Raw genomic sequence first — 24,362 nt, forward strand, 5'->3', positions numbered from 1 at the left:
CATCGCCAGCCCTGTTGGCTCGGCTTCAGGGCGCTACAACCGCCAATCCAGGCTCACCGTCAGCGTGCGCGGATCACCCCAGTACACCCCGTTGTAGAACCCCACGTTGTTGTAGTACCTGGTATCCAGCAGGTTCTTCACGTTCAAGGACGCCGACAGGTGTTCGTCGAACTCGTAACGGGACATCAACCCCACCACCGTGTAGGACCGCTGGCGAATGTCAGCCGGCGCCGTGATGATCCGGCCATCGCTGCCTCGCCCCACCGGACGATTGCCGCTGCGGTAGATGTCGCTCTGCCAATCCACCGACCCACCCACGGTCAACCTGTCCATCACCCTGTAGGTGCTGTTCCAGCGCACCATGTTCAACGGCTGGGTGGTGTTGCGCCGCTTGTGCTCGGCATCCAGCGAGTGGGTGTAGCTGTAGCCCAGGGTCATGTTCCACCCCGCCATCACCTCGCCAGCGACCTCCGCCTCGAAGCCCTCCACGGTATTGCCCTTGCCGCCGGACTTGTAATACTGCTCGCCGTTGGGCCCTACCGGAATGGAATCGTCCACCTCGGCCACGTTGTCCTGCTTGCTGCGAAACACCGCCGTCGACAGGTTCAGGCGCTCGTCCAGCAGGCTGCCCTTCAGGCCCACCTCGTAGTTGCTGCCCACCACCGGTTCCAGGTACTTGTCGTCGACATCCTTGTAGTTCTGCGGCTTGAAGATGTCGGTATAGCTGGCGTACACGGTGTAGTGGTCGGTGATGTCGTACAGAACGCCCGCATAGGGTGTCCACACGTCATTGTGGGTGCGGCTGGAGCGCGGGTTCTCCACCACCTGCCCCGCCGCATCGAATGCCCATGAGCGCCCCGTGACCTTCCAGCTGCCGTAGCGGCTGCCCAGCACCAGGTGCAGTGCATCGGTCACGTTCAGCCGGGTGGCGACATAGCCGGCCTTCTGCTGCGTGGTATCGCGCGAACCATCCAGGTTGGTCACGGTATCGGCGAACTTGTCTACCCCGCCCAGGTACTTCCAGTCGGGGATGGTCGTGTAGCCGGGCGGCAGGTCCAGGGGCCGCTTGAGCGGCGCGCTGTTGCGCCGCTGCGACTCGCCATAGCCGATCATGAATTCGTGCTCGCGCCCCAGCAGCGCAAAGGGCCCGCCCAGGTTAAGGTCGGCGGCGCTCATTTTCTCGTCGCCGATGAAGTGGCTGACCCAGGCATTCATGCCGCTGCGGTCGGCCTCGGGGAAGCCCTGGCCACCGAAGTACACCTTGCCGTCGGTTTCGCTCTGGCGGTAGGTGTAGGCGGCCTTGAGGTGCCAGTCGCCGCCCAGGCGCTGGTCGAGGGTGGCGAACACGGTCTCGTCCTTGAGCGGCCATGAACTCCACGGCGCCGAGATGTTGTTCGAACGCGGCAGCTTGGCCTTGCCACCGGAGGCGTTCCAGTACGGCACGGTGCCCCACGAGGCACCCTGTACATGCTTGTTCTGGTAGTCGTACCCCACCGCCAGCACGGTGTCGTCGCTCAGGTCGCCCTCGAGAATGCCGTAGGCCACCTCGCGCTGGGTCTGGTAGCGGTCGCGAAACGAATGGGCATCGCGGTAGGCCAGCACGCTGCGCCCGCGCAGACGGCCGTCGAAGGCCAGCGGCCCGCCCACGTCGACATAGCTGTAGTAGTTGTCGTAGCTGCCGCCACGCAGGCCGGTTTTCACCGCCAGTTCATGGGTGGGGCGCTTGCGCATCATGTTGATGGTGCCCGACGGGTCGCCGGCGCCGGTGGTCAGCCCGGTGGCGCCACGCACCACTTCGATGCGGTCGTAGATGATGGTGTCCGAGTCGGACTTGAGCCCCGCGAAGGTGTTGAGCATGCCGTCGATCTGGAAGTTGTCGATGGCATAGCCGCGCGAGTTGTACGTGGGGCGCTCGGAGTCGTTGCGCTGCACCACCACGCCCGTCACCTGGCCCATGGCTTCGGAGAGGTTGTCGAGCTGGAAGTCGTCCAGCTGCTGGCGGGTCAGCACCGACATCGACTGCGGGGTGTCCTTGATCGACAGGTTCAGGCGGGTGGCGGTGCTCATGCTGCCGGTGGTGTAGGCCCCGGTGTTTTCGGTGGTGCTGCCCAGGCCCTGGGCACTCACGTTGGTCGAACCCAGCTCCAGCGCCTGGGGGGCGGCGTCGGGCAGGGGTTCGTTGTCAGCCAGTGCGACGGCGCTGCAGGCGGTGCCGTACAGGCCCAGTGTCAACGTCATGGAACGGGTAATCGGCGCGAACATCGCGGCCTTCTCCTTGTTTTACGACGGGAAATTCCGTTTAGAAATACACAGCGGGACATCATCGGATCACCCTTAATACGAATGCTTATCGATTTAATTTAGACATGAAAAAGGCGATCCGAAGATCGCCTTTTTTACCCGCCGGATGCGCTACGGCATCACAGGTGGCGTGTACTGCAACGTGGTGCCCAGCGCCCAGAGCAAGAACAGCACCAGCGGCACGTGCACCAGCAACTGCACGAACGAGAAGCCGATCAGGTCGCGCGCCTTGAGCCCCAGCACGCCCAGCAGCGGCAGCATGTAGAACGGGTTGATCAGGTTAGGCAGCGCCTCGGCGGCGTTGTAGATCTGCACCGCCCAGCCCAGGTGGTACTGCAGGTCGTTGGCCACCAGCATCACGTAGGGCGCCTCGATGATCCACTTGCCGCCACCGGAGGGAATGAAGAAGCCCAGCACCGCGGAGTACACGCCCATCAGCAAGGCGTAGGTGTCATGCGAGGCGATCTGCACGAAGAAGGTGGAGATATGGTGCGCCAGGGTTTGCGCGTCCACGCCCTTGACCTGGGTGAGGATGGCCGCGATCGAGCCGTACAGCGGGAACTGGATCAGTACCCCGGTGGTGGTCGGCACCGCACGGCCCACCGCATCCAGGAAGCTGCGCGGGCGCCAGTGCAGCAAGGCGCCGAGCATGATGAACAGAAAGTTGTAGGTATTGAGCCCCGAGATCGCGGTGATGGCCGGCTTGGTCGAGAACTCGTGGTACAGCCAGCCAGCCGCCAGGGCCACCAGCAGCAGGGTCAGCACCGGGCTGTATTCCAGCCATTCACCTGGGCGCGTGCGCTGCGCCGGTGGTGGTGCGCTGAAGCTGGGGTCGATGCCACAGGCCTGGGCATCGCGGGCACTCTGCGGGCCGGGTGCAGTGGCGTAGGCCACGATCAGCGACACGATGACCAGCGCCGCCAGCATCACGCCCGACTGCCAGAGGAAGATGGTTTCGGTGAACGGGATCACCCCGGTGATCGCCAGGATCGACGGCGGCAGGCTGGCCGGGTTGGCTTGCAGCTGCGCGGCCGACGAGGACAGGCCCAGGGCCCATACGGCGCCCAGGCCCAGGTAGGCGGCGGCACCGGCGGCGCGGTAGTCCATCTTCAGGTCGGTACGGCGCGCCAGGGCGCGTACCAGCAGGCCGCCGAACACCAGCGACAGGCCCCAGTTGAGCAGCGAGGCGACCATCGATATCAGCGCCACCCAGCACACGGCCGAACGGCCGTTCTTCGGAATACGCGCCAGGCGGTCGATGAGTTTCACCGCCGGCGGCGAGCTGGCCACCACATAGCCGCCGATGACCACGAAGGCCATCTGCATGGTGAAGGGGATCAGGCTCCAGAACCCGTCACCGAAGGCGGTGGCGGTATCGAGGGGTTTGGCGCCCATGGCCAGGGCGGCCAGTGACACCAGCACCACGGCCAGGGCGGCGAACACCCAGGAGTCGGGGAACCAGCGTTCGGCCCAGTTGGAGCAACGCAGGGCAAAGCGGGCGGAGCGGCTGTCTTGGAGTTCGGCGGCCACGGGATTTTCCTTCTTATTGATTTTTTTTGAACGGCTGAAGGCCCCTTCGCCGGCAAGGCCGGCTCCTGCACAGGAATGCGTGGTTCCCTGCAGGAGCCGGCCTTGCCGGCGAAGAGGCCAGCACAGGCAAGGCGGTTATCAGCCTAGAACGTCATCTCTTTCACATCATCGGCCACGATCAGCTTGCCGGCGGTCTTGGCGACGATCTCTTCCACGCTCACCCCCGGCGCTGTCTCGCGCAGGATGAACGCGCCATTCTCGATCTCAAGATAGGCCAGGTCGGTCAGCACCTTGCGGATGCAGCCGGCACCGGTCAGCGGCAGGCTGCAACGCGACAGCAGCTTGGACTCGCCGTCCTTGGAGGCATGGGTCATGGTGACGATGATGTTCTCGGCACCGGCCACCAGGTCCATCGCCCCGCCCATGCCCTTGACCAGTTTGCCCGGGATCATCCAGGAGGCGATGTTGCCCTCCACGTCCACCTCGAACGCCCCCAGCACGGTGAGGTCGACGTGGCCGCCACGGATCATCGCGAAGGACTCGGCCGAGTTGAAGATCGACGCGCCGGTGCGGGCGGTCACGGTCTGCTTGCCGGCGTTGATCATGTCGGCGTCCAGCTGCGCTTCGGTGGGGAATTCCCCCATGCCCAGCAGGCCGTTCTCCGATTGCAGCATCACGTCCATATCCGCCGGGACGTAGTTGGCCACCAGGGTCGGGATGCCGATGCCAAGGTTGACGTAGTAGCCGTCCTTGAGTTCACGGGCTACACGTTGTGCCATTTGTTCGCGGGTAAGTGCCATGCTCAGGTTCTCTTTGTTGTTCTGCGCGGGGTCGGGTCAGGCTTTGACGGTGCGTTTTTCGATACGCTTCTCGAACGTGCCGACGATGACCCGGTCGACGTAGATGCCCGGGGTATGGATCTCGGTAGGCAGCAGCACGCCTGGCTCGACGATCTCCTCGACCTCCACCACGGTGATCTTGCCGGCGGTGGCGGCCAGCGGGTTGAAGTTCTGCGCGGTGTTGCGGTACACCACGTTGCCGTAGTGGTCGGCCTTCCAGCCCTTGACGATGGCGAAGTCACCGGTGATGGCTTCTTCGAGGATGTACTTGCGCCCGTTGAATTCGCGCACTTCCTTGCCTTCGGCCACCGGGGTGCCGTAGCCGGTGGCGGTGAAGAAGGCCGGGATGCCGGCGCCGCCGGCGCGCATCTTCTCGGCCAGGGTGCCTTGCGGGGTAAGTTCCACTTCCAGTTCGCCGCTGAGCAGCTGACGCTCGAACTCGGCGTTTTCGCCCACATACGAGGCGACCATCTTGCGGATCTGGTGGTCTTCGAGCAGCACGCCCAGGCCGAAGCCGTCGACGCCGCAGTTGTTGGACACCACGGTCAGGCCGCGCACGCCACGGCGCTTGATCTCGGCAATGAGGTTTTCAGGGATGCCGCACAGGCCGAAGCCGCCTGCCAGTACGGTCATGTTGTCGGCAAGGCCTTCGAGGGCCTCTTCATAGGTCGCTACGCGCTTGTCCAGTCCGGCCATGCTGATTCGCCTTTTGTAGTTGTAGAACCGACGAGGGTCGTCGGAGAGCGTCTGGGGCCATCTTCGCCCTTGGCCACTCATTTGTTAATTTTGTTTTTTTGATGGATTGATTGGTTATTCAAATCAATGTCGACGCGGGTAGGCTTGACCCGCCACAAAACCCTAAAGGACAGTAGACCACCCTCCCCACTTTGCAGGAGCCTTCCATGCGTACGCTCGAACTCGGCGACTCCACCGTACCCGTCATCGGCCAGGGCACCTGGTACATGGGCGAAGACCCCGGCCAGCAGAAAGCCGAGGTCGCCGCCCTGCAGCACGGCATCGACCTGGGCCTGACGTTGATCGACACCGCCGAAATGTATGCCGAGGGCGGCGCCGAGCGGGTGGTGGGCCAGGCCATCCAGGGGCGTCGCGAGCAGGTCTGCGTGGTCAGCAAGGTGTACCCGCACAACGCCAGCCGCAGCAGCATCCCCGCCGCCTGCGAGCGCAGCCTGCAGCGCCTGGGCACCGACCATATCGACCTGTACCTGCTGCACTGGCGCGGCCAGTACCCGCTGGAGGAAACCGTCGAAGCCTTCGAGCGCCTGCGCGAGGCCGGCAAGATCCGGCGCTGGGGCGTGTCCAACTTCGATACCGATGACCTGCGCGAGCTGGACAACCCGGCCTGCGCCACCAACCAGGTGCTGTACAACCCCGAGCAGCGCGGCATCGAGTTCGACCTGCTGCCCTACAGCCACAAGCGCCACTTGCCAACCATGGCCTACTGCCCGCTGGCCCAGGCCGGACGCCTGCTCAAAAACGCGACCCTCAACCAGATCGCCGAACGCCATGGCGCCACCGCGGCCCAGGTGGCGCTGGCCTGGGTAACCCGTGAAGACGGCGTGATCGCGATCCCCAAGGCGGTGGACAAGCGCCATGTGCAGCTCAATGCCGCCGCGGCCAGCCTGACCTTGAGCAGCGAAGACCTGCGCGCCATCGACCGCGCCTTCCCGCCGCCCACCCGCAAGCAGCGCCTGGCGATGGTGTGATCAGCGAAAGTCGCGGCTGCGCACATCCAGCCCGTGCAACAGCGGGCTGAGGTCTTCCAGGCGCTTCGCGATCAGGTGGCGCACGCCGTCGGCGCATTCGAGCGTACCCATCACCCGCAGCAGCTGCGAGCCCACCAGCACCCGGCGCTGACGCTCGGCCAGCTCGCGCCACACCACCACGTTGACCATGCCGAATTCATCCTCCAGGGTCACGAAGGTCACGCCGCTGGCAGTGCCTGGCCGCTGGCGCCCGGTGACCAGCCCCGCCACGCTCACCGCATCGCCGTGTTCGGCCCCCTCCAGGGCCTGCGAACTGCGACAGCCCAGGCCATTCAGGCGTCGGCGCAGCAGGCTCAGCGGGTGCGGGCCCAATGTGGTGCCGACGCTGGCATAGTCGGCAAACAGGTCCTCGCCCACGCTGGGCACCGGCAGGTTCACCGGCGCTTCACGGGGCGGCTCCACCCCGGCGAACAGCGGCAGTTGCGCCTGCACCGCCGCCACTTCCCAGCGCGCCTGATAACGGTGCCCGGCCAGGGCGCCCAGGGCCCCGGCATCGGCCAGCAGCGCCCGCGCCCGCGCATCCAGGCCGGCACGCAGGCACAGGTCGGCCACATCGCCGAACGCCCGCTGCGCCCTGGCCTGTGCCAGGCGCAGGGCATCGTCCTGGCGAAAGCCGCGCACCTGGCGCAGGCCAAGGCGCAGCGCCAGTTCATCGCCGCCCACCGGCTCCAGGCTGCAGTCCCACTGGCTGTGCTGCACATCCACTGGGCGAATCTGGATGCGGTGGCGGCGCGCGTCCTGCAGGATCTGGTCCGGGCTGTAGAAGCCCATCGGCCAGCTGTTGATCAGCGCACAGGCGAAGATCGCCGGCTCGTGGCACTTGAGCCAGCAACTGGCGTAGGTCAGCAAGGCAAAGCTGGCCGCGTGGGACTCGGGGAACCCGTAGCTGCCAAAGCCCTTGATCTGCTCGAAGATGCGCTCGGCGAACTCGACGCTGTAGCCGTTGTTCAGCATGCCCCGGGTCAGCCGCTCGCGATGTGGCTCCAGCCCGCCGTGACGTTTCCAGGCGGCCATCGAACGGCGCAACTGGTCGGCCTCGCCCGCCGTATAGTCGGCGGCCACCATGGCCAGCTCCATCACCTGTTCCTGAAACAGCGGCACACCCAGGGTGCGCTCGAACACCTTCTTCAGCGCATCCGACGGGTAGGTCACCTGCTCCTGCTTGTTACGCCGGCGCAGGTACGGGTGCACCATGTCGCCCTGGATCGGCCCGGGGCGCACGATGGCCACCTCGATCACCAGGTCGTAGAACTCGCGTGGCTTGAGCCGCGGCAGCATGGCCATCTGCGCCCGTGACTCGATCTGGAACACCCCCACGGTATCGGCACGGCCGATCATGTCGTAGGTGGGGACATCGTCCGGCGGCAGGGTCGCGATGGTCAGCTCGCGCCCGCGGTGGTAGCGCACCAGGTCGAAGCAGCGGCGCAAGGCGCTGAGCATGCCCAGGGCCAGGATATCGACCTTGAGCAGGCCGACCATGTCCAGGTCGTCCTTGTCCCACTGGATCACCGTGCGTTCGTCCATGGCGGCGTTTTCCACCGGCACCAGGGTGTCCAGTGGCTGCTCGGAAATCACGAAGCCACCAGGGTGCTGCGACAGGTGCCGGGGGAAGCCGATCAGCTCGCCGGTCAAGGTCAGCACCCGGTGCAGCAGCGGGCTGTCGGGGTCGAAACCGGCTTCGCGCAACCGCTCCGGCGGCGGGATGCGGTCGGTCCAGCGCCCGCAGCAATCGGCCAGGGCGTTGATCTGGTCGGGCGGCAGCCCCAGCACCCGGGCAATGTCGCGCACCGCCCCGGCGGCATGGTAGGTGCTGGCCACGGCCGTCAGGGCGGCGCGGTGGCGGCCATAGCGGTTGAACACGTATTGCAGCACCTCTTCGCGCCGTTCGTGCTCGAAGTCCACGTCGATGTCCGGCGGCTCGTCGCGTTCACGCGATAAAAAACGCTCGAACAGCAGGTGCGTGCGGGTCGGGTCCAGCTCGGTGATGCCCAGCACGAAGCACACCACCGAGTTGGCTGCCGAGCCCCGGCCCTGGCACAGGATGCCCTGGCCACGGGCAAAATGAACGATGTCGTAGACGGTCAGGAAGTAGCTCTCGTAACCCAGCTCGGCGATCAGTGCCAGTTCGTGTTCGAGGGTCTGGCGCACGGCCGGCTCGATTCCCCCCGGCCAGCGCCACGGCACCTGGCGTTCGCACAGCGTGCGCAGCCAGCCGGTCGGCGTGTACCCCTCGGGCACCACTTCGCGCGGGTACTGGTAGCGCAACTGGCCGAGGTCGAAGGTGCAGCGCCGGGCAATCTCCAGGGTGGCCTCAAGCAGGTGGGCCGGGTACAGCTCGGCCAGTTGCGCCAGGGGCCGCAGGTGCCGCTCGCCATTGGCGAACAGGTGCTGCCCGGCACCGGCCACGGTGCTGTGATGGCGCAGCGCGCTCATGCAGTCCTGCAACGCGCGCCGCCCACGCGCATGCATGTGCACGTCGCCACAGGCCACGGTGCGCAGGTTCAGGCTCGCGGCCACCCCCTGCAGTTGTTGCAGGCGCTGATGGTCGTCGGCACCGCGATGCAGTTGCACCGCCAGCCACAGGCGCTCGCCGAACACCTCGCGCAGCCACAGGCCGGGGCCGGCCTGCAACGGCTCGTCCGGGACCCACAGCGCCAGCAGGCCGTGCAGCGGGCCGGCGAAGTCTTCGCGTAGCAGCTGGTATTCGCCCTTTTTCGCCCGGCGCCGCGCCAGGGTGATGAGCCGGCACAGGTGCTGGTAGCCGCTCAGGTTTTCGACCAGCAGCACCAGCCTGGGGCCGTCGTGCACCCGCACCTCGCTGCCGACGATCAGCTTGAGGCCCGTCTCCCTGGCCGCCTGCCAGGCGCGCACGATACCGGCCAGGGTGCATTCGTCGGTGATCGCCAGGGCCTGGTAGCCCTGCTGGTGCGCCCGCTCGAACAGCTCGCGGGCACTCGAGGCCCCGCGCTGGAAAGTGAAGTTCGACAGGCAGTGCAGCTCGGCATAGCCCACGCTCATGCGAACCAGCCCTGCAGCCACAACGGCCCGCCTTCGCCCAGTGGCCGGTAGGCCCAGCCGCGCTGGCCGGCCGGGGTTTCGACCAGGTAGTAGTCACGCCGTACATCGCCGCCATCCCACCAGCCGGATTCGATGCGCTCGGGCCCGGCCAGCAGGCGCAGGCCCTCGGGCGCCAAGGCCTGCGGCTCGGCCAGCAGCCAGCCCGGGCGCGGCGGCCCACCCGGCGCACGGGCCAGCGGCGGGGCGCCGCCTGCCGCCTGCCAGGCGCACTCGGGGCGGTGGTCGGCAAAAGCCTGCACAGCCCGCACGCTCTCATCGCCCAGGCGTGCACGCAAACGCTCGCGCAACTGCTCCCAGCCCTGTTGCTGCTGGGGCCGCGCATTGAACAGCTCGCCCGGTTGCGGCACGAACGCCGGCAGGTCGTCGGCCACCAGGCGCACGCTGCGCACCGGTGCGGGCAGGCTCAACTGCTCCAGGCGCCCGCGTGCCAGCTCGAACAGCATGCCCGCCTCGCGTTCGGCGGCCAGCAGGCCGACCACCACCGGCGTGGCGACGCCCCGGGCATGTTCCAGGTGCAGGGTAAAACGCTGCACGCCGCCGTCACGGCTGGCCAGGAACGCCGCCAGGTCGGCAATCAGCCGGCGCAACGGAAACAACAGCGCCTGGTGCGACTCCACATCGAAGTTGAGTTCCAGGCGCGCCTCGAACCGGTCCGGCGGCCGGTAGCACGCCAGCGCCATGGGGCGCAGGCCCAGCAGGCGATCCAGGTGCACCTGCACGCTGGCGGCAAAACGCCTGGCCAGGGTGTCGCGCGGCAACCCCAGCACCTGCCCAAGGTCGCGCAGGCCCATGCGCGACAAGGCCGTGGCGGCCTCCACCGGCAGGCCGATGCGGTCCACGGGCATCTGCGCAAGGGCGGCGCGGGTGGCCTGGGGGTCGTTCAGTGCCAGCCCGTCATGGGCGTTGGCCAGCATGCGCGCCGCCACCGGGTTGCTGGCCAGCACGATGCGATGACGCAGCCCCAGCTCGCCCAGCTCCTTGCGCAGGCGGGCCTCGAACAGCGGCCAGGGCCCGAACAGGCCCAGGCTGGATTCGACTTCGAGCAACACGGTGCGTGGGTAATGCAGGCTGACCTGCGAACTGAACTGGTAGGCCCAGGCGGCCAGCAATTGCTGCAACTGCTCGACCGCCGCCGGGTCATGCTCGACGCAGGTAAAACTGCTGGCCAGCGCCTGCGCGGTGCTCAGGCTCTGCCCGGCGCGCAGCCCCAGGGCCCGGGCCGCCGGGTTGACCGCCTGCAACACGCGCCGCTGCGCCGGGCCGCTGAGCAGCACCAGCGGCGCCTGGGGGTCGTCGCGACCGCGCAGCACGCTGTCGAGTGCCAGTTGCGGCAGCAGGATGCAGGCCCACAGCATCGCCCATCACCCTCGCCCAGCCATGGCGATCGGGGTGGCCGGGGCCAGCCCGCCACGGCACTTGAGCACCCGCCACTGCGCCGGGTGCAGGTCGACGGCAATGCGCAGCGCGGCCGGCGACGGGTTGAGTGCCGCCTGCTGCGGGCGGCAGGCAAAGGCCAGGGTCTGGCCGGTTTCGGCAGCCACCTGCAGGCGGCGCAAGGCGCGGTCGTCGACCTGCTGCGGCCAGCACAGCACCGCGCCGCAACTGCCCGAGCGCAGGCACTGCTCGGCGGCCCACAGGGCCTCGACGCGGGAGGCCTGGATCAGCGACAGCCAGCGCAGGTCGACACCGGCTGCCAGCCAGGCGGGCGGGTACGGAATGAACGGCGGCGCCACCAGCACCACCCGTTCGCCGCTGGCAGTCAGGCGCGCCAGGCTCGGCCAGAGCAGGTGCAGCTCGCCGGCGCCCTCGGCAGCCAGCAGCAGTTCGCTGAGCGCACCCGGTGGCCAGCCGCCGCCGGGCAGCACCGCGTCCAGCGCGGCATGCCCGGTGGGTTGCAGGCCCCGGGGCTGGGCCAGCGGGCGCCCCTTCCAGACCCGCCGCTCGTCGAGCAGCCCGTCGAGGCTGACCACCGCGCCCATCAGTCGCGCCTCAACAGGCCGCAGAACACCCCTTCGATCACGAAGTCGCGTTCTGGCCCCACGTCTATCGGTGCATAGGCCGGGTTGCGCGGCAGCAGGCGGTAGTGCGTGCCTGCGCGCTGGAAGCGCTTGATGGTGACCTCGCCATCGAGCCGGGCCACCACGATCTGCCCGTCGCGGGCATCGGGCTGCTGGTGAATGCCCACCAGGTCGCCGTCGAAGATACCGTCGTCGATCATCGAGTCGCCGCGCACCTTCAGCAGGTAGGTGGGGGTACGGCTGAACAGGTGCGCATCGAGCATCAGCTGTTCGTGGATGTCCACGTCGGGCCCGATCGGGCGGCCGGCGGCCACCTGGCCCAGTACCGGGATCTCCAGCACCTCGGGGCGGCGCAGCGCACCGGCCAGGCGGATGCTGCGCGCCTGGTTGGGGGTGACCTCGATGAAGCCGGCCTCGCACAGCGCCTGGATGTGCTTGCGCGCCACGCTGCGCGAGGCAAAACCGAAGGCCTGGGCGATGTCGGCCAGGCTCGGGGGCTGCCCTTGCTGCGCGATGCGGTCGCGGATGAAGGTCAGGATGGCGGCACGTTTGGGCGATAGTCTGTTCATGGAGCACATTTGTACTCTTTTCGGGTTTATCTGACCAGCCCCGCTGATCGCCACGGCAAAATGGTTATGATGGCCCGCCGTGCAATGGAAACCGCGCCCCATGCTTGAAGCCCTGCTGTTCGACCTCGATGGCACCCTGACCGACACCGATACCCTGCATTTGCAGGCACTGCAGCAGTTGCTGCGTGAGCAGGGTCGCGAACTGAGCGAGGCCGAGTTCGACACCCACGTCAGTGGCCGGGCCAACGCCGACATGTGCCGCTACCTGTTCCCCGGGCGCCCGGTGGCCGAGCATGAGGCATTCGCCGACCGCAAGGAGGCGCGCTTTCGTGCGCTGTCGCCGACCTTGCAGCCCACTGCCGGCCTCGAACGCCTGCTGGTGCATGCCGAGCGCCGCGGCATCGGCATGGCCGTGGTCACCAATGCGCCACGGGCCAATGCGCAGCACATGCTGGCAGCCATGGGCCTGGCCGAGCGCTTCGAGCATGTGCTGGTGGCCGAGGAACTGGCACGGGCCAAGCCCGATCCCCTGCCCTACCTCACCGGCCTGGAACGCCTGGGGGCCAGGGCAGACCATGCGTTGGCGTTCGAGGATTCGGTGCCGGGCGTGACGGCAGCGAGCCGCGCGGGGATCCTTACCGTGGGCCTGTCGACCAGCCAGGCGCCGCAGGTGCTGCTGGAGGCCGGTGCGCAGCTGGTGGTGAGGAACTTCGACGATGAGCGCCTGTGGCAACTGATTGCGCAGATGAGCGGCTGAAGCCACCCACCGCGCCGGTTTCGCCAGCCAGGCTGGCACGTGCACCATCGGGAGTCACCTTCGAGCGGTGCACGCTCGCTGTCGGTGCACCCCTGAGCCGGCCAATTCACAAAACATGACCAACGGGTCACATTTATCCCGCCCCTCTCCTACACTGTTCAATCGACCTGATACCGTCCGGAAAACTCGATCGAAAATAGTCGAAACTTCTGCAAACCCGGTAGGTCAGCAACTAAGTAGGCCAACGACTCTGGTTACCCAGGCGCAGCCCACCCCCCACTCGTCAGCACGCCATCGGCAGGAGCGCCGCCTGGCGTAGCGCTTGCACGTGTGTCCGGGGCGTTTCACCGCATCACATGACATAGCGAGAACAACAGTACAGACATGCAGCGGGTGGGATACGCCCGCAGAACAAGGGACGGAGACAAGTATGATCAGCGCCGCTGTCGAACCTCATGCAGAGCATTTCAACCCGGATACCAGCGCGCAGGTGCGTGCTGCCCAGATCGTCACGACAGCCAAGGCCCCTGCCCTCGATACCCGGCGCAACCCGAACAAGCGCAAGGTGCTGTTCGTGACCTCGGAAATCGCCGACCTGGTCAAGACCGGCGGCCTGGGCGACGTCTCCGCCGCCCTGCCCCGCGCCATGCGCCACCTGCACGATGTACGCGTGCTGATCCCCGGCTACCCGCAGGTACTCGAAAGCGACAACCCGATCCACCTGGTGGGCGAGCTGGGCGGCCATGCCGCACTGCCCCCGTGCAAGATCGGGCGCATGGACCTGGCCGACGGCCTGGTCATCTATGTACTGATCTGCCCCGAGCTGTACCAGCGCGAAGGCACCCCCTACGGCGCCAACAATGGCCGTGACTGGCCCGACAACCATATCCGTTTCGCCCGCCTGGGCCTGGCCGCCGCCGAAATCGCCGCGGGCGAGGGCATGGTGCACTGGAAGCCCGATCTGGTGCACGCCCACGACTGGCCTGCCGGCCTGGCCCCGGCCTACATGCACTGGCGCGGCCTGAACACCCCCACCCTGTTCACCATCCACAACCTGGCCTACCAGGGTGTGGTCAGCCGCGGCTGCTGCCCGGAACTGGCGATTCCCGAACACGCCCTGCAACAGGAAGGCATGGAGTTCTACGGCAAGCTGTCGTTTCTCAAGGCCGGCCTGGCCTACTCCAGCCACATCACCACGGTCAGCGCCACCTATGCCCGGGAAATCACCACCCCGGCCTTCGGCTGCGGGCTCGACGGTTTTCTTGGCAGCAAGGCGCAGCAGGGCCTGCTCAGCGGCATCCCCAACGGCATCGACGAAAGCTGGGATTCGGCCACCGACACCCACCTGACCCACCGCTTCAGCATCAACGACTGGGAAGGCAAGGCGGCCAACAGCAGCCAGGTGCGCGAGCTGTTCGAGCTGGAGCCCTCCACCGGCCCGCTTTTCGCCGTGGTCTCGCGCCTGGTGTACCAGAAGGGCCTGGACCTGACCCTGGGGGTGGCCGAGTACATCGTCGAACAGGGCGGCCAGATCGCCATCATCGGCCGCGGCGAACCGGAGGAAGAGCAAGCCATGCGCGAGCTGGCCAGCCGCTTCCCGGGCCGCGTGGGGGTGCGCATCGGCTTCAACGAGACCGACGCACGGCGCATGTTCGCCGGCAGCGACTTTCTGCTGATGCCCTCGCGCTACGAGCCCTGCGGCCTGAGCCAGATGTACGCGCAGCGCTTCGGCTCGCTGCCGGTGGCGCGCAACACCGGCGGCCTGGCCGACACCATCGAGAATGGCGTCACCGGCTTTCTGTTCGACGAATCGAACGTGGAGAGCTACCGCGAAGCACTCTCGCGGGCCTTCTACGTATACGGCAAGAAACACCTGCTCAATGCCATGCGCTGCCTGGCCATGACCCAGCCATTCAACTGGTGTCAGGCCGTGGAACCCTATGCCCACCTGTACGAGGAACTGGTGACGCGCGCCACGCTCAACGCAGGCTGAGGAGAACTGCCGTATGCCCTTCAGGTCACAGGAACACGCGACCCACGGGGCCGTGATGCTGGACAGCCACACCACCCGCTTCGCCCTCTGGGCGCCCGATGCCCGGCAGGTGGAGGTGGAATGTGAAAACGCCGCCCCGCAACCCATGCAGCGCAGTGACGACGGCTGGTTCGTGCTGCGCCTGCCCTGCCCGGCCGGTACGCGCTATCGCTACCGTATCGACGGCGACCTGTCGGTCGCCGACCCGGCCAGCCGTGCCCAGCCCGACGGCGTGCACGGCCCCAGCCAGGTGCTGGGCACCGAATATGCCTGGCAACACCCCGACTGGCAGGGCCGCCCCTGGCACGAGGCAGTCATCTATGAAGTGCACGTGGGCCTGCTGGGCGGTTACGCCGGCGTGGCCAGGCACCTGCCGCGCCTGGCCGCACTGGGCGTGACCGCCATCGAACTGATGCCCATCGGGCAGTTTCCCGGCCAGCGCAACTGGGGCTATGACGGCGTGCTGCCGTTCGCCCCGCAAGCGAGCTATGGCACTGCGCAGCAACTCAAGGCGCTGATCGACCAGGCCCACGCGCTGGGGCTGATGGTGCTGCTGGATGTGGTGTACAACCACTTCGGCCCCGACGGCAATTACCTGCACCGTTATGCCCAGGGCTTCTTTCGCGAAGACCGGCATACGCCCTGGGGCGCGGCCATCGATTTTCGTCGCCGCCAGGTGCGCGACTTCTTCATCGAGAACGCCCTGATGTGGCTGCACGACTACCGCTTCGACGGCCTGCGCCTGGATGCGGTGCACGCCATCGACGACCCTGACTTTCTGCATGAGCTGGCCCGCCGCGTGCGCGCCAGCACCGCACCGGGCCGGCAGGTGTGGCTCACCCTCGAGAACGAGCGCAACCAGGCGCACCTGCTCCAGGAGGGCTACGACGCGCAGTGGAACGACGATGGCCACAACGCCCTGCACGTGCTGCTGACAGGCGAGCAGGAAGGCTACTACGTCGATTACCGCGAGGCGCCGCTGAACAAGCTGGCGCGCTGCCTGAGCCAGGGGTTCGTGTTCCAGGGCCAGCCGGACCGCAACGGTGAACCGCGTGGCGAAGCCAGCGGCCACCTGCCGCCCAGTGCCTTCGTGCTGTTTCTGCAGAACCATGACCAGATCGGCAACCGCGCGCTGGGCGAGCGGCTCGAGCGCCTGTGCCCGCCCCAGGCCCTGCGCGCCGCCACCGGGCTGCTGTTGCTGGCACCGATGATCCCGCTGCTGTTCATGGGCGATGACTGGGGGTGCCGCCAGCCCTTCCTGTTCTTCACCGATCACCACGACGACCTTGCCACCGCCGTGCGCGAAGGCCGACGCGCCGAGTTCAAGGGGTTCAAGGCCTTCGCCGACCCCGAGCAACGGGCGCGCATCCCCGACCCGAACGCCGCCCAGACCTTCCTCGACTCGCAACCGCAATGGGGCGAGGACAGCGAGCAATGGGTGGCGCTGTACCGTCGCCTGCTGTACCTGCGCCACCAGCACATCATCCCGCGCCTGCCGGGCACCCGCGCCCTGGGCGCCCAGGTGGTCGACGGCCAGGGCGTGAGCGCCCGCTGGCAACTGGGCGATGGCAGCGAGCTGCGCATCGACCTCAACCTCGGCCAGCAGCCACTGGCCCTGGACCTGCCGGCCCGCGAGCGGCACCTGTTCGAAAGTTGCGAACTGCCCCCGGGCCCACCCTGCCTGCCGCCGTTGAGCTGCGTGGTGAGCCTGACCCCTTCCTGCCCCACGGAGCCTGTGCATGCCTGACCTACCCTTGCTGCAACTGGCCGAACGCGCTGGCCTGGCGGTGGACTGGATCGACGCCAACGGGCGCGCCCAGCGTGTCAGCGAACCGGTCCTGCGGCGCATCCTGGCCGCCCTTGGCCACCCGGCCGCCGACGACATCGCCATCGCCAACAGCCTCAAGGCCCTGGAAAAAGCCCACGATTCCCGTCACCTGCCGCCACTGCTGACGGTCGACCAGCACCAGCCGCTGGACCTGTCGCGCTACTTCGCGGCCAACAGCCGCTGCGAGGTGCAGCACGAGGACGGCACCCGCCAGCAGCTGCAGCTGGATGCCCAGGCCCTGCTGCCGCCAGGGCTGCCACTGGGGTATCACCAGCTGCATATCGACGCCACCACCTTCACCCTGGCCGTGGCCCCGGCGCAGTGCTACAGCCTGGCCGATGCGCTGGGCACCCCGCACCCACGGTGCTGGGGCCTGAGTGCCCAGCTGTACAGCCTGCGCCGCCCGGGCGACGGCGGGCTGGGCGACTGCCTGGCACTGGAGGGCCTGGCACGCAGCGCCGCCGAGCGTGGCGCCACGGCCCTGGCCATCAGCCCGGTGCACGCCATGTTCACCCGCAACCACCCCAGCTACAGCCCGTATTCGCCATCCAGCCGGCTGTTTCTGAACAGCCTGTATGCCAGCCCCCAGGCAGTGATCGACGAGCGCACGGTGCGTATCACGGTCCAGGCCCTGGGCCTTGAGGCCCAGCTCGAACAGCTCGAAGGCCTGCCGTTGATCGACTGGCCACGGGCGGCCGGGGCACGCCAGCAGATACTGCAGGCGCTGTACCAGGGCTTTATCAAGGGCGAGCAACCGCAGCGCGCCGACTTCGACAGCTTTCGCCACGCCGGCGGCCAGGCGCTGGAAGACCACTGCCGCTTCGAAGCGCTGCTCGATGCCGCCGCCGAACGCGGCGAAAGCCAGGACTGGCGCCAGTGGCCGGCCGCCTGGCTCGACCCGCGCAGCGCCGAGATTGCCGCGTTTGCCGCCGACCACGTCGAGCAGATCGGCTTCTATGCCTTCTGCCAGTGGCTGATCGCGCGCAGCCTGGAGCGTGCCCAGGAAGCGGCGCGCGGCAGCGGCATGGCGGTGGGCCTGATCGCCGACCTGGCGGTGGGGGCCGACGGCACCGGCAGCCAGGCCTGGAGCCGCCAGGACGAGCTGCTGGCCGAGCTGCACGTCGGCGCCCCGCCCGACATCCTCAACCGATCGGGGCAAAGCTGGGGCATCTGCGCGTTCTCCCCCGAGGGCCTGCGCCGCAACGGCTACCGCGCCTTCATCGAGATGCTGCGGGCCAACTTCGCCCACGCCGGGGGCCTGCGCATCGACCATGTGATGGGCCTGCAGCGCCTGTGGCTGATCCCCCAGGGCGCCGCCCCCAGCGAAGGCGCCTACCTGCACTACCCACTGGACGACCTGCTGCGCCTGCTGGCCCTGGAGTCGGTGCGCCACAAGGCCATCGTGCTCGGCGAAGACCTGGGCACGGTGCCCGAAGGCCTGCGCGAAAAGCTCGCGGCCCGCGCGATCCTGGGCATGCGTGTGCTGCTGTTCGAGCAGGACCCGCCCGGGCAGTTCACCCCCATCCTCGACTGGCCCGACAACGCCCTGGCCACCACCAGCACCCACGACCTGCCCCCGCTGGCAGGCTGGCTGCAGGCCCGCGACATCGACTGGGGCCAGCGCCTGGGGGCGATCGACGCGATCACCGAGCGCGACTGGCGCGACAGCCGCCAGCATGAAATCCAGGGCCTGCGTCGCCTGCTGCACAGCAGCTACGGCGACACCAGCAGCGAAGCCGACACCCTGATCGACGCCAGCCTGCGCCTGCTCGGGCATACCCGCGCGCCGCTGGTGCTGGTACCGCTGGAAGACCTGCTGGGCGTGGACGAACAACCCAACCTGCCCGGCACCGTCGACACCCACCCCAACTGGCGCCGCCGTTTCGCGTTGCCCGCCGCACAGCTGCTGGACGACAGCGATGCGGCGCGACGCCTCGAGCTGCTGGCCCAGGCCCGTGAACAAGCCTTCGAGCGTGACCGATGAACAGCCTCACCGCCACACTGCGCCTGCAATTTCATGCCGACTTCAGCCTCGACGATGCGGTGCCGCTGGTGCCCTACTTCGCCCGGCTGGGCATCAGCCACCTGTACGCCTCGCCCCTGTTGCAGGCGCGGCCCGGTTCGCGCCACGGCTACGACGTGGTCGACCCGACCCGGGTCAGCCCCGAACTGGGTGGCGAGGCGGCGCTGGAACGCCTGGTGGCCGCGCTGCGCCAGCACGGCATGGGCCTGATCCTGGACATCGTGTCCAACCACATGGCCGTGGGCGGCGCACACAACCCCTGGTGGCAGGACCTGCTGGCCTGGGGCCGGCGCAGCCCCTACGCCGAGTTCTTCGACATCCAGTGGCATTCGCCCGACCCGTTGCTCAAAGGCCAGTTGCTGTTGCCGTTCCTGGCCAGCGACTATGGCGCAGTGCTGCAGGCCGGGGAAATCCCGCTGCGTTTCGACGCCCGCCACGGGCGCTTTCACATCGAGCACCACGAACACCGCTTCCCGATCAGCCCGCCGGACTATGCGCGCATCCTGTGCGTCAGCGGCCACCCCGAGCTGAGCGAGCTGGGGGCACGCTTTGCCGCCTTCGAGGGCCAGCGCCACGCCCCGGCCAACGTCGAGGCGGTGCACCAGGCCCTGGCCGAACTGGCCCGCGAGCCGCGCATCGGCCAGGCCATCGAACAGGTGCTGGCCGCCTTCGACGGGCGCACCCCCAGCGGTTTCGAGCACCTGCATCAACTGCTCGAACAGCAGCACTACCGCCTGGCCAGCTGGCGCACCGCCGGTGACGACATCAACTGGCGGCGCTTTTTCGACGTCAACGAGCTGGGCGGCCTGCGCGTGGAGCGCCCGGCGGTGTTCGAGGCCACCCATGCCAAGGTGTTCGAGCTGATCGAGCGCGGCCTGGTCGACGGCCTGCGCATCGACCACATCGACGGCCTGGCCGACCCACGCGGTTACTGCCGCAAGCTGCGCCGACGCGTCGACGGCCTGCTCCCACGCCGGCCGCTGAGCGCTGCGCTCGAGCACTTTCCGATCTACGTGGAGAAGATCCTCGGCCCCGGCGAGCGCCTGCACGACGACTGGCGGGTGGACGGCAGCACCGGCTACGAATTCATGAACCAGGTCTCGCTGCTGCAGCATGACCCGCAGGGCGAAGCCGAACTGACCGCGCTGTGGCACGACCTGAGCGAGCGCCCGGCGTTCGTCGAGGAACTGCGCCTGGCCCGCCAGCTGGTGCTCAATGCCAGCCTGGCCGGCGACTTCGAATCGGTGGCCCAGGCCCTGCTGCAGGTGGCGCGCAACGACATCATGAGCCGCGACCTGACCCTGGGCGCCATCCGCCGCGCGTTGCAGGCGCTGGTGGAGCACTACCCGGTGTACCGCACCTACATCAATGCCTGCGGGCGCCCGGCGATGGACGAGGGGTTCTTCCAGCAGGCCCTGGCCGATGCGCGTTCGAGCCTGGGCGAAGCCGACTGGCCGCTGCTGGACCACCTGCAGCGCTGGCTGGGCGGCCAGCCCTGGCGCGAGCTGGGCCCGGGGCGGGCGCGCAAGCAGTTGCGCCACGCCTGCGTGCGCTTCCAGCAGCTGACCTCGCCCACCGCTGCCAAGGCCGTCGAAGACACCGCCTTCTATCGCTCGGCGGTGCTGTTGTCGCGCAACGACGTGGGCTTCGACGCCGAGCGCTTCAGCGCGCCGGCCGAGGCCTTCCATGCCAGCTGCCAGCAACGCCTGGCGCACTTCCCCGACAACCTGCTGGCCACCGCCACCCATGACCACAAGCGTGGCGAAGATTGCCGCGCACGCCTGGCGGTGATCAGCGAACGCAGCCACTGGTTCTGCCAGCGCGTGGAGCTGTGGCGTGAACTGGCCTCGCCCCTGCGCACACAACTGGCCGATGGCGTGGCACCGAGTGCCGGCGATGAACTGCTGCTGTACCAGACCCTGCTCGGCAGTTGGCCGATGACGCTGCGCTGCGATGACACCCAGGCCTTGCGCGGCTACGCCGAACGCCTGCGCCAATGGCAGCGCAAAGCCCTGCGCGAGGCCAAGCTGCGCAGCAGCTGGAGCGCCCCCAACGAGGCCTACGAGCAGGCCTGCGCACGCTTCATCGACGCCCTGCTGCTGGAGCCGCAATGCCAGCAGCTGCGCCAGTCGGTGGCCGAGGCGGCGCAGGCCCTGGCCTGCCCGGGCGCGCTCAACAGCCTGGTGCAGAGCCTGCTGCGCATGACCGTGCCGGGGGTGCCCGACCTGTACCAGGGCAACGAATTCTGGGACCTGAGCCTGGTCGACCCGGACAACCGCCGCGCGGTGGACTACGCCGCGCGCCGCCAGGCCTTGGACGACAGCCTGCCCCCCGCCGAACTGCTCGGGCACTGGCAGGACGGGCGGGTCAAGCAGGCCCTGATCGCCCAGGTGCTGGAGCAGCGCCGGGCCTACCCAGAGCTGTTTCGCCACGGCCGCTACCAACCCCTGGAGGTACGCGGCAAACACGCCGAGCGGGTGCTCGCCTTTGCCCGTATCGGCGAGGCGCAACGCGCGGTGGTGGTGGTGCCGCGGCTGGCCTCGGGCCTGCTGGGCAACGCCACGCAACCCTTGATCCCGGCACAGAACTGGGACGATACCCGTGTGCTTTTACCGTTCGCCTTGTGCGCTGCCAATTGCACGGGACTTTTCGCCCAGGGCGCAGTCACACCCTCTAACGAGCTGTGGCTGAGCACTGCGCTCAAAGCCTTCCCCGTCAATCTCTTCATAGAACAGACTGAGTCATCAGGAGCGTCGAGATGAGTGCTGAGGAAAAACGTATCCGCGAATTCGCCTACCAGATCTGGGAGTCGGAAGGTAAACCCGAAGGCCAGGAGGAGCGCCACTGGGAGATGGCGCGCAAGTTGGCCGAAGCCGAGGCCATTGCGCCCAAGGCCGCCCCGCGCAAGCCCCGTACCACCCCGCCAGGCGCACCGCCGGTAGCCCCTGGCGCCAAGCCAAAGCCCGGCGCCGCCGCGTCCAAGGCCAAGCCACCGGCCCCTGCGGCCAAGCCCGACCCGGCAAAGAAGCCGCGTACCGCGAAGAAGCCCGCCACGCCCTGACGCCGCCGTACCTTGCGTCACTACCGCCCCGGGGCAGCGCAACGCTGCCCCGGCGCCCAGTGCGTCGCCTTTCGCCCCCCAAGGATCGCTACAAGGATTGCCATGACCCAGCCCAAGTCCAAACACAACACCCAGCCCGACGCCATTGAACCTTCGCGCATCCGCGAGGGCCTGCCCTTCCCCCTGGGCGCCACCTGGGACGGCCTGGGTGTGAACTTCGCACTGTTTTCGGCCAACGCCACCAAGGTCGAACTGTGCCTGTTCGACGCCAGCGGCGAACATGAGCTCGAGCGCATCGAACTGCCCGAGTACACCGACGAGATCTACCACGGCTACCTGCCCGACGCGCACCCGGGGCAGATCTACGGCTATCGCGTGTACGGCCCCTACGAGCCGCAGAACGGGCACCGTTTCAACCCCAACAAGCTGCTGATCGACCCGTATGCCAAGCAGCTGGTCGGCGAGCTGCGCTGGTCCGAGGCGTTGTTCGGCTACACCATCGGCCACCCCGATGGCGACCTCAGTTTCGACGAGCGCGACAGTGCGCCGTTCGTGCCCAAGTGCAAGGTCATCGACCCGGCCTACACCTGGGGCCGCGACCAGCGCGTGGGCGTGCCGTGGGACCGTACCGTGTTCTACGAAGCGCACGTGCGCGGCATCAGCATGCGTCACCCGGCGGTGCCGGAAGCGGCGCGCGGTACCTTCGCCGGGCTGATGAACGACGAGCTGCTGGGGCACATCAAAGGCCTGGGCGTCAGCTCCATCGAGCTGCTGCCGATCCACGCCTTCGTCAACGACCAGCACCTGCTGCAAAAGGGCCTGAACAACTACTGGGGCTACAACAGCATCGCCTTCTTCGCGCCCCACCCGCGCTACCTGGCCAACGGCAAGATCGCCGAGTTCAAGGAGATGGTCGCGCACCTGCACGACGCCGGCCTGGAGGTGATTCTGGACGTGGTCTACAACCACACCGCCGAAGGCAACGAGCAGGGCCCCACGCTGTCGATGCGCGGTATCGACAACGCCTCGTACTACCGCCTGATGCCCGACGACAAGCGCTACTACATCAACGACTCGGGCACCGGCAACACCCTGGACCTGAGCCACCCCTGCGTACTGCAACTGGTCACCGACTCGCTGCGCTACTGGGCAGGCGAGATGCACGTTGATGGCTTTCGCTTCGACCTGGCGACCATCCTGGGCCGCTACCACGAAGGCTTCGACGAGCGGCACAGCTTTCTGGTGGCCTGTCGCCAGGACCCGCTGCTGAGCCAGGTCAAGCTGATTGCCGAACCCTGGGACTGCGGCCCCGGTGGCTACCAGGTGGGCAACTTCGCGCCGGGCTGGGCCGAATGGAACGACCGCTTTCGCGACACCGTGCGCGCCTTCTGGAAAGGCGACGAAGGCCAGCTGGCCGACTTTGCAGCGCGCATGACCGCCTCCGGCGAGCTGTTCAACCGCCGCGGCCGGCGCCCCTATGCCTCGGTCAACTTCATCACCGCCCACGACGGCTTCACCCTGCGCGACCTGGTGTCGTACAACGACAAGCACAACGAGGACAACGACGAGAACAACCAGGACGGCAGCAACAACAACATCTCCTGGAACCACGGGGTCGAGGGGCCCACCGACGACCCCGAGATCAACAGCCTGCGCCAGCGCCAGATGCGCAACTTCTTCGCCACCCTGCTGCTGGCCCAGGGCACGCCGATGATCGTGGCCGGCGACGAGTTCAGCCGCACCCAGCACGGCAACAACAACGCCTACTGCCAGGACAGCGAGATCGGCTGGATCAACTGGGACCTGGACGAGCAAGGCAGCGCCCTGCTCAAGTTCGTCAAGCGCCTGACCAAGCTGCGCCTGGCCTACCCGATCCTGCGCCGCAGCCGCTTCCTGGTGGGCGACTACAACGAGGCGATCGGGGTCAAGGACGTGACCTGGCTGGCGCCGGACGCCAGCGAGATGAGCGTGGAACAGTGGGAAGACCCGCAAGGGCGTTGCCTGGGCATGCTCATGGACGGGCGCGCGCAGGTCAGCGGCATCCTGCGCCCGGGGGCAGACGCCACCTTGCTGCTGATCGTCAACGCGCACCACGACGGCGTGGACTTCACCCTGCCCGACGTGCCCGAGGGCGAGTACTGGAACTGCCTGATCGACACCGACCGGCCGCAGCTGCGCAAGGCCCAGCGCCTGGAATTCGGCAGCGTGTTCAACGTCACCGGACGCTCGTTGCTGCTGTTGGAACTGCAACGGGACGAGGACGCCTGACGCTTTAGCAATCATTCGAAATAGCCAGCCGCGTTGTCATTCGCAACGCGGCTATGCCCATTCAGTAACCGCTATTTTTCAACCGCTTACCCCCTCCAACACAGCCATCACAAAATAATCACACTATCTTGACGCCTGCCTGCGACTCTCCTTAGCTACACCTAGAACCACCGTGTTCAACTTCATTCCGGGCCTCTGGCACGCGGCTTTGCGCGCGCCATGGGGCAGGTTTGCTGGTTTGGGTCGCTCTCTGTTCCTGCCTTACAGCCCGTGA

Annotated in this window: 16 protein-coding genes; 8 read left to right on the top strand and 8 right to left on the bottom strand. The window is 67.6% G+C overall.

Going from position 1 to position 24,362, the window contains the following annotated elements:
* Window positions 1-33 precede the first annotated feature (33 nt).
* The 4 genes from MF6396_RS09405 to MF6396_RS09420 form a co-directional block, all read right to left on the bottom strand.
* The gene (locus MF6396_RS09405) at window positions 34-2,262 is read right to left on the bottom strand and encodes a TonB-dependent siderophore receptor (protein WP_078480162.1); all 2,229 of its coding nucleotides are present in this window, start codon (window positions 2,260-2,262) and stop codon (window positions 34-36) included.
* 150 nt (window positions 2,263-2,412) lie between these two features.
* Window positions 2,413-3,831, bottom strand: a complete 1,419-nt coding sequence (locus MF6396_RS09410; RefSeq protein ID WP_043862939.1) for a short-chain fatty acid transporter — start codon at window positions 3,829-3,831, stop codon at window positions 2,413-2,415.
* A 143-nt stretch (window positions 3,832-3,974) separates the two neighbouring features.
* Window positions 3,975-4,631 (bottom strand): CoA transferase subunit B, encoded by a 657-nt coding sequence (locus MF6396_RS09415; protein ID WP_054915387.1) that lies wholly within the window; start codon window positions 4,629-4,631, stop codon window positions 3,975-3,977.
* Between the two features lie 36 nt (window positions 4,632-4,667).
* The gene (locus tag MF6396_RS09420) at window positions 4,668-5,366 is read right to left on the bottom strand and encodes a CoA transferase subunit A (protein ID WP_043862941.1); all 699 of its coding nucleotides are present in this window, start codon (window positions 5,364-5,366) and stop codon (window positions 4,668-4,670) included.
* Window positions 5,367-5,572: 206 nt separating this feature from the next.
* On the opposite strand from MF6396_RS09420, the gene MF6396_RS09425 reads away from it, so the two are divergent.
* Complete coding sequence (locus tag MF6396_RS09425; protein ID WP_078480163.1) at window positions 5,573-6,394, top strand: aldo/keto reductase; 822 nt, start codon at window positions 5,573-5,575, stop codon at window positions 6,392-6,394.
* Here the strand turns inward: MF6396_RS09425 and MF6396_RS09430 are convergent, their stop codons facing one another.
* From MF6396_RS09430 to lexA, 4 genes are read right to left on the bottom strand one after another with little or no spacing between them, the layout of a single operon-like run.
* Window positions 6,395-9,493, bottom strand: a complete 3,099-nt coding sequence (locus tag MF6396_RS09430) for an error-prone DNA polymerase (protein WP_202971259.1) — start codon at window positions 9,491-9,493, stop codon at window positions 6,395-6,397. It abuts the gene before it with no gap.
* Window positions 9,469-10,887: a Y-family DNA polymerase gene (locus MF6396_RS09435; protein WP_078480165.1), complete on the bottom strand. Its 1,419-nt coding sequence runs from the start codon at window positions 10,885-10,887 to the stop codon at window positions 9,469-9,471. Before MF6396_RS09435 ends, MF6396_RS09430 begins: the two co-directional genes overlap by 25 nt.
* A 6-nt stretch (window positions 10,888-10,893) precedes the next feature.
* On the bottom strand, window positions 10,894-11,511 hold the full coding sequence (gene imuA / locus MF6396_RS09440; protein ID WP_043862945.1) for a translesion DNA synthesis-associated protein ImuA: 618 nt from the start codon (window positions 11,509-11,511) through the stop codon (window positions 10,894-10,896).
* Window positions 11,511-12,128 carry a transcriptional repressor LexA gene (gene lexA, locus MF6396_RS09445; RefSeq protein WP_054915390.1) on the bottom strand — a complete coding sequence of 206 codons (618 nt, stop codon included), beginning with the start codon at window positions 12,126-12,128 and terminating at the stop codon, window positions 11,511-11,513. Before lexA ends, imuA begins: the two co-directional genes overlap by 1 nt.
* A gap of 91 nt (window positions 12,129-12,219) precedes the next feature.
* Between lexA and MF6396_RS09450 the strand changes: the two genes are divergently transcribed.
* The 7 genes from MF6396_RS09450 (at window position 12,220) to glgX (ending at window position 24,088) form a co-directional block, all read left to right on the top strand.
* Window positions 12,220-12,876: an HAD family hydrolase gene (locus MF6396_RS09450; RefSeq protein ID WP_078480166.1), complete on the top strand. Its 657-nt coding sequence runs from the start codon at window positions 12,220-12,222 to the stop codon at window positions 12,874-12,876.
* A 430-nt stretch (window positions 12,877-13,306) separates the two neighbouring features.
* Window positions 13,307-14,869 (top strand): glycogen synthase GlgA, encoded by a 1,563-nt coding sequence (gene glgA, locus MF6396_RS09455; protein ID WP_078480167.1) that lies wholly within the window; start codon window positions 13,307-13,309, stop codon window positions 14,867-14,869.
* 13 nt (window positions 14,870-14,882) lie between these two features.
* Entirely contained in the window at window positions 14,883-16,655 is a 1,773-nt protein-coding gene (gene treZ / locus MF6396_RS09460) for a malto-oligosyltrehalose trehalohydrolase (protein WP_043862949.1), read from the top strand.
* Entirely contained in the window at window positions 16,648-18,720 is a 2,073-nt protein-coding gene (gene malQ / locus MF6396_RS09465; protein ID WP_054915393.1) for a 4-alpha-glucanotransferase, read from the top strand. Before treZ ends, malQ begins: the two co-directional genes overlap by 8 nt.
* Window positions 18,717-21,521: a malto-oligosyltrehalose synthase gene (locus MF6396_RS09470; RefSeq protein ID WP_078480169.1), complete on the top strand. Its 2,805-nt coding sequence runs from the start codon at window positions 18,717-18,719 to the stop codon at window positions 21,519-21,521. Before malQ ends, MF6396_RS09470 begins: the two co-directional genes overlap by 4 nt.
* Window positions 21,518-21,820, top strand: coding sequence for a DUF2934 domain-containing protein (locus MF6396_RS09475; RefSeq protein WP_043862952.1), 303 nt, complete (start codon window positions 21,518-21,520; stop codon window positions 21,818-21,820). The genes MF6396_RS09470 and MF6396_RS09475 overlap by 4 nt, the downstream gene beginning before the upstream one ends.
* Before the next feature lie 102 nt (window positions 21,821-21,922).
* Window positions 21,923-24,088, top strand: a complete 2,166-nt coding sequence (gene glgX / locus MF6396_RS09480; RefSeq protein ID WP_043862953.1) for a glycogen debranching protein GlgX — start codon at window positions 21,923-21,925, stop codon at window positions 24,086-24,088.
* Window positions 24,089-24,362: the final 274 nt, after the last annotated feature.

Origin of the sequence: Pseudomonas sp. MF6396 (assembly GCF_002018915.1) — a bacterium.
In the GTDB taxonomy this organism is placed as follows: Bacteria; Pseudomonadota; Gammaproteobacteria; order Pseudomonadales; family Pseudomonadaceae; genus Aquipseudomonas; species Aquipseudomonas palmensis.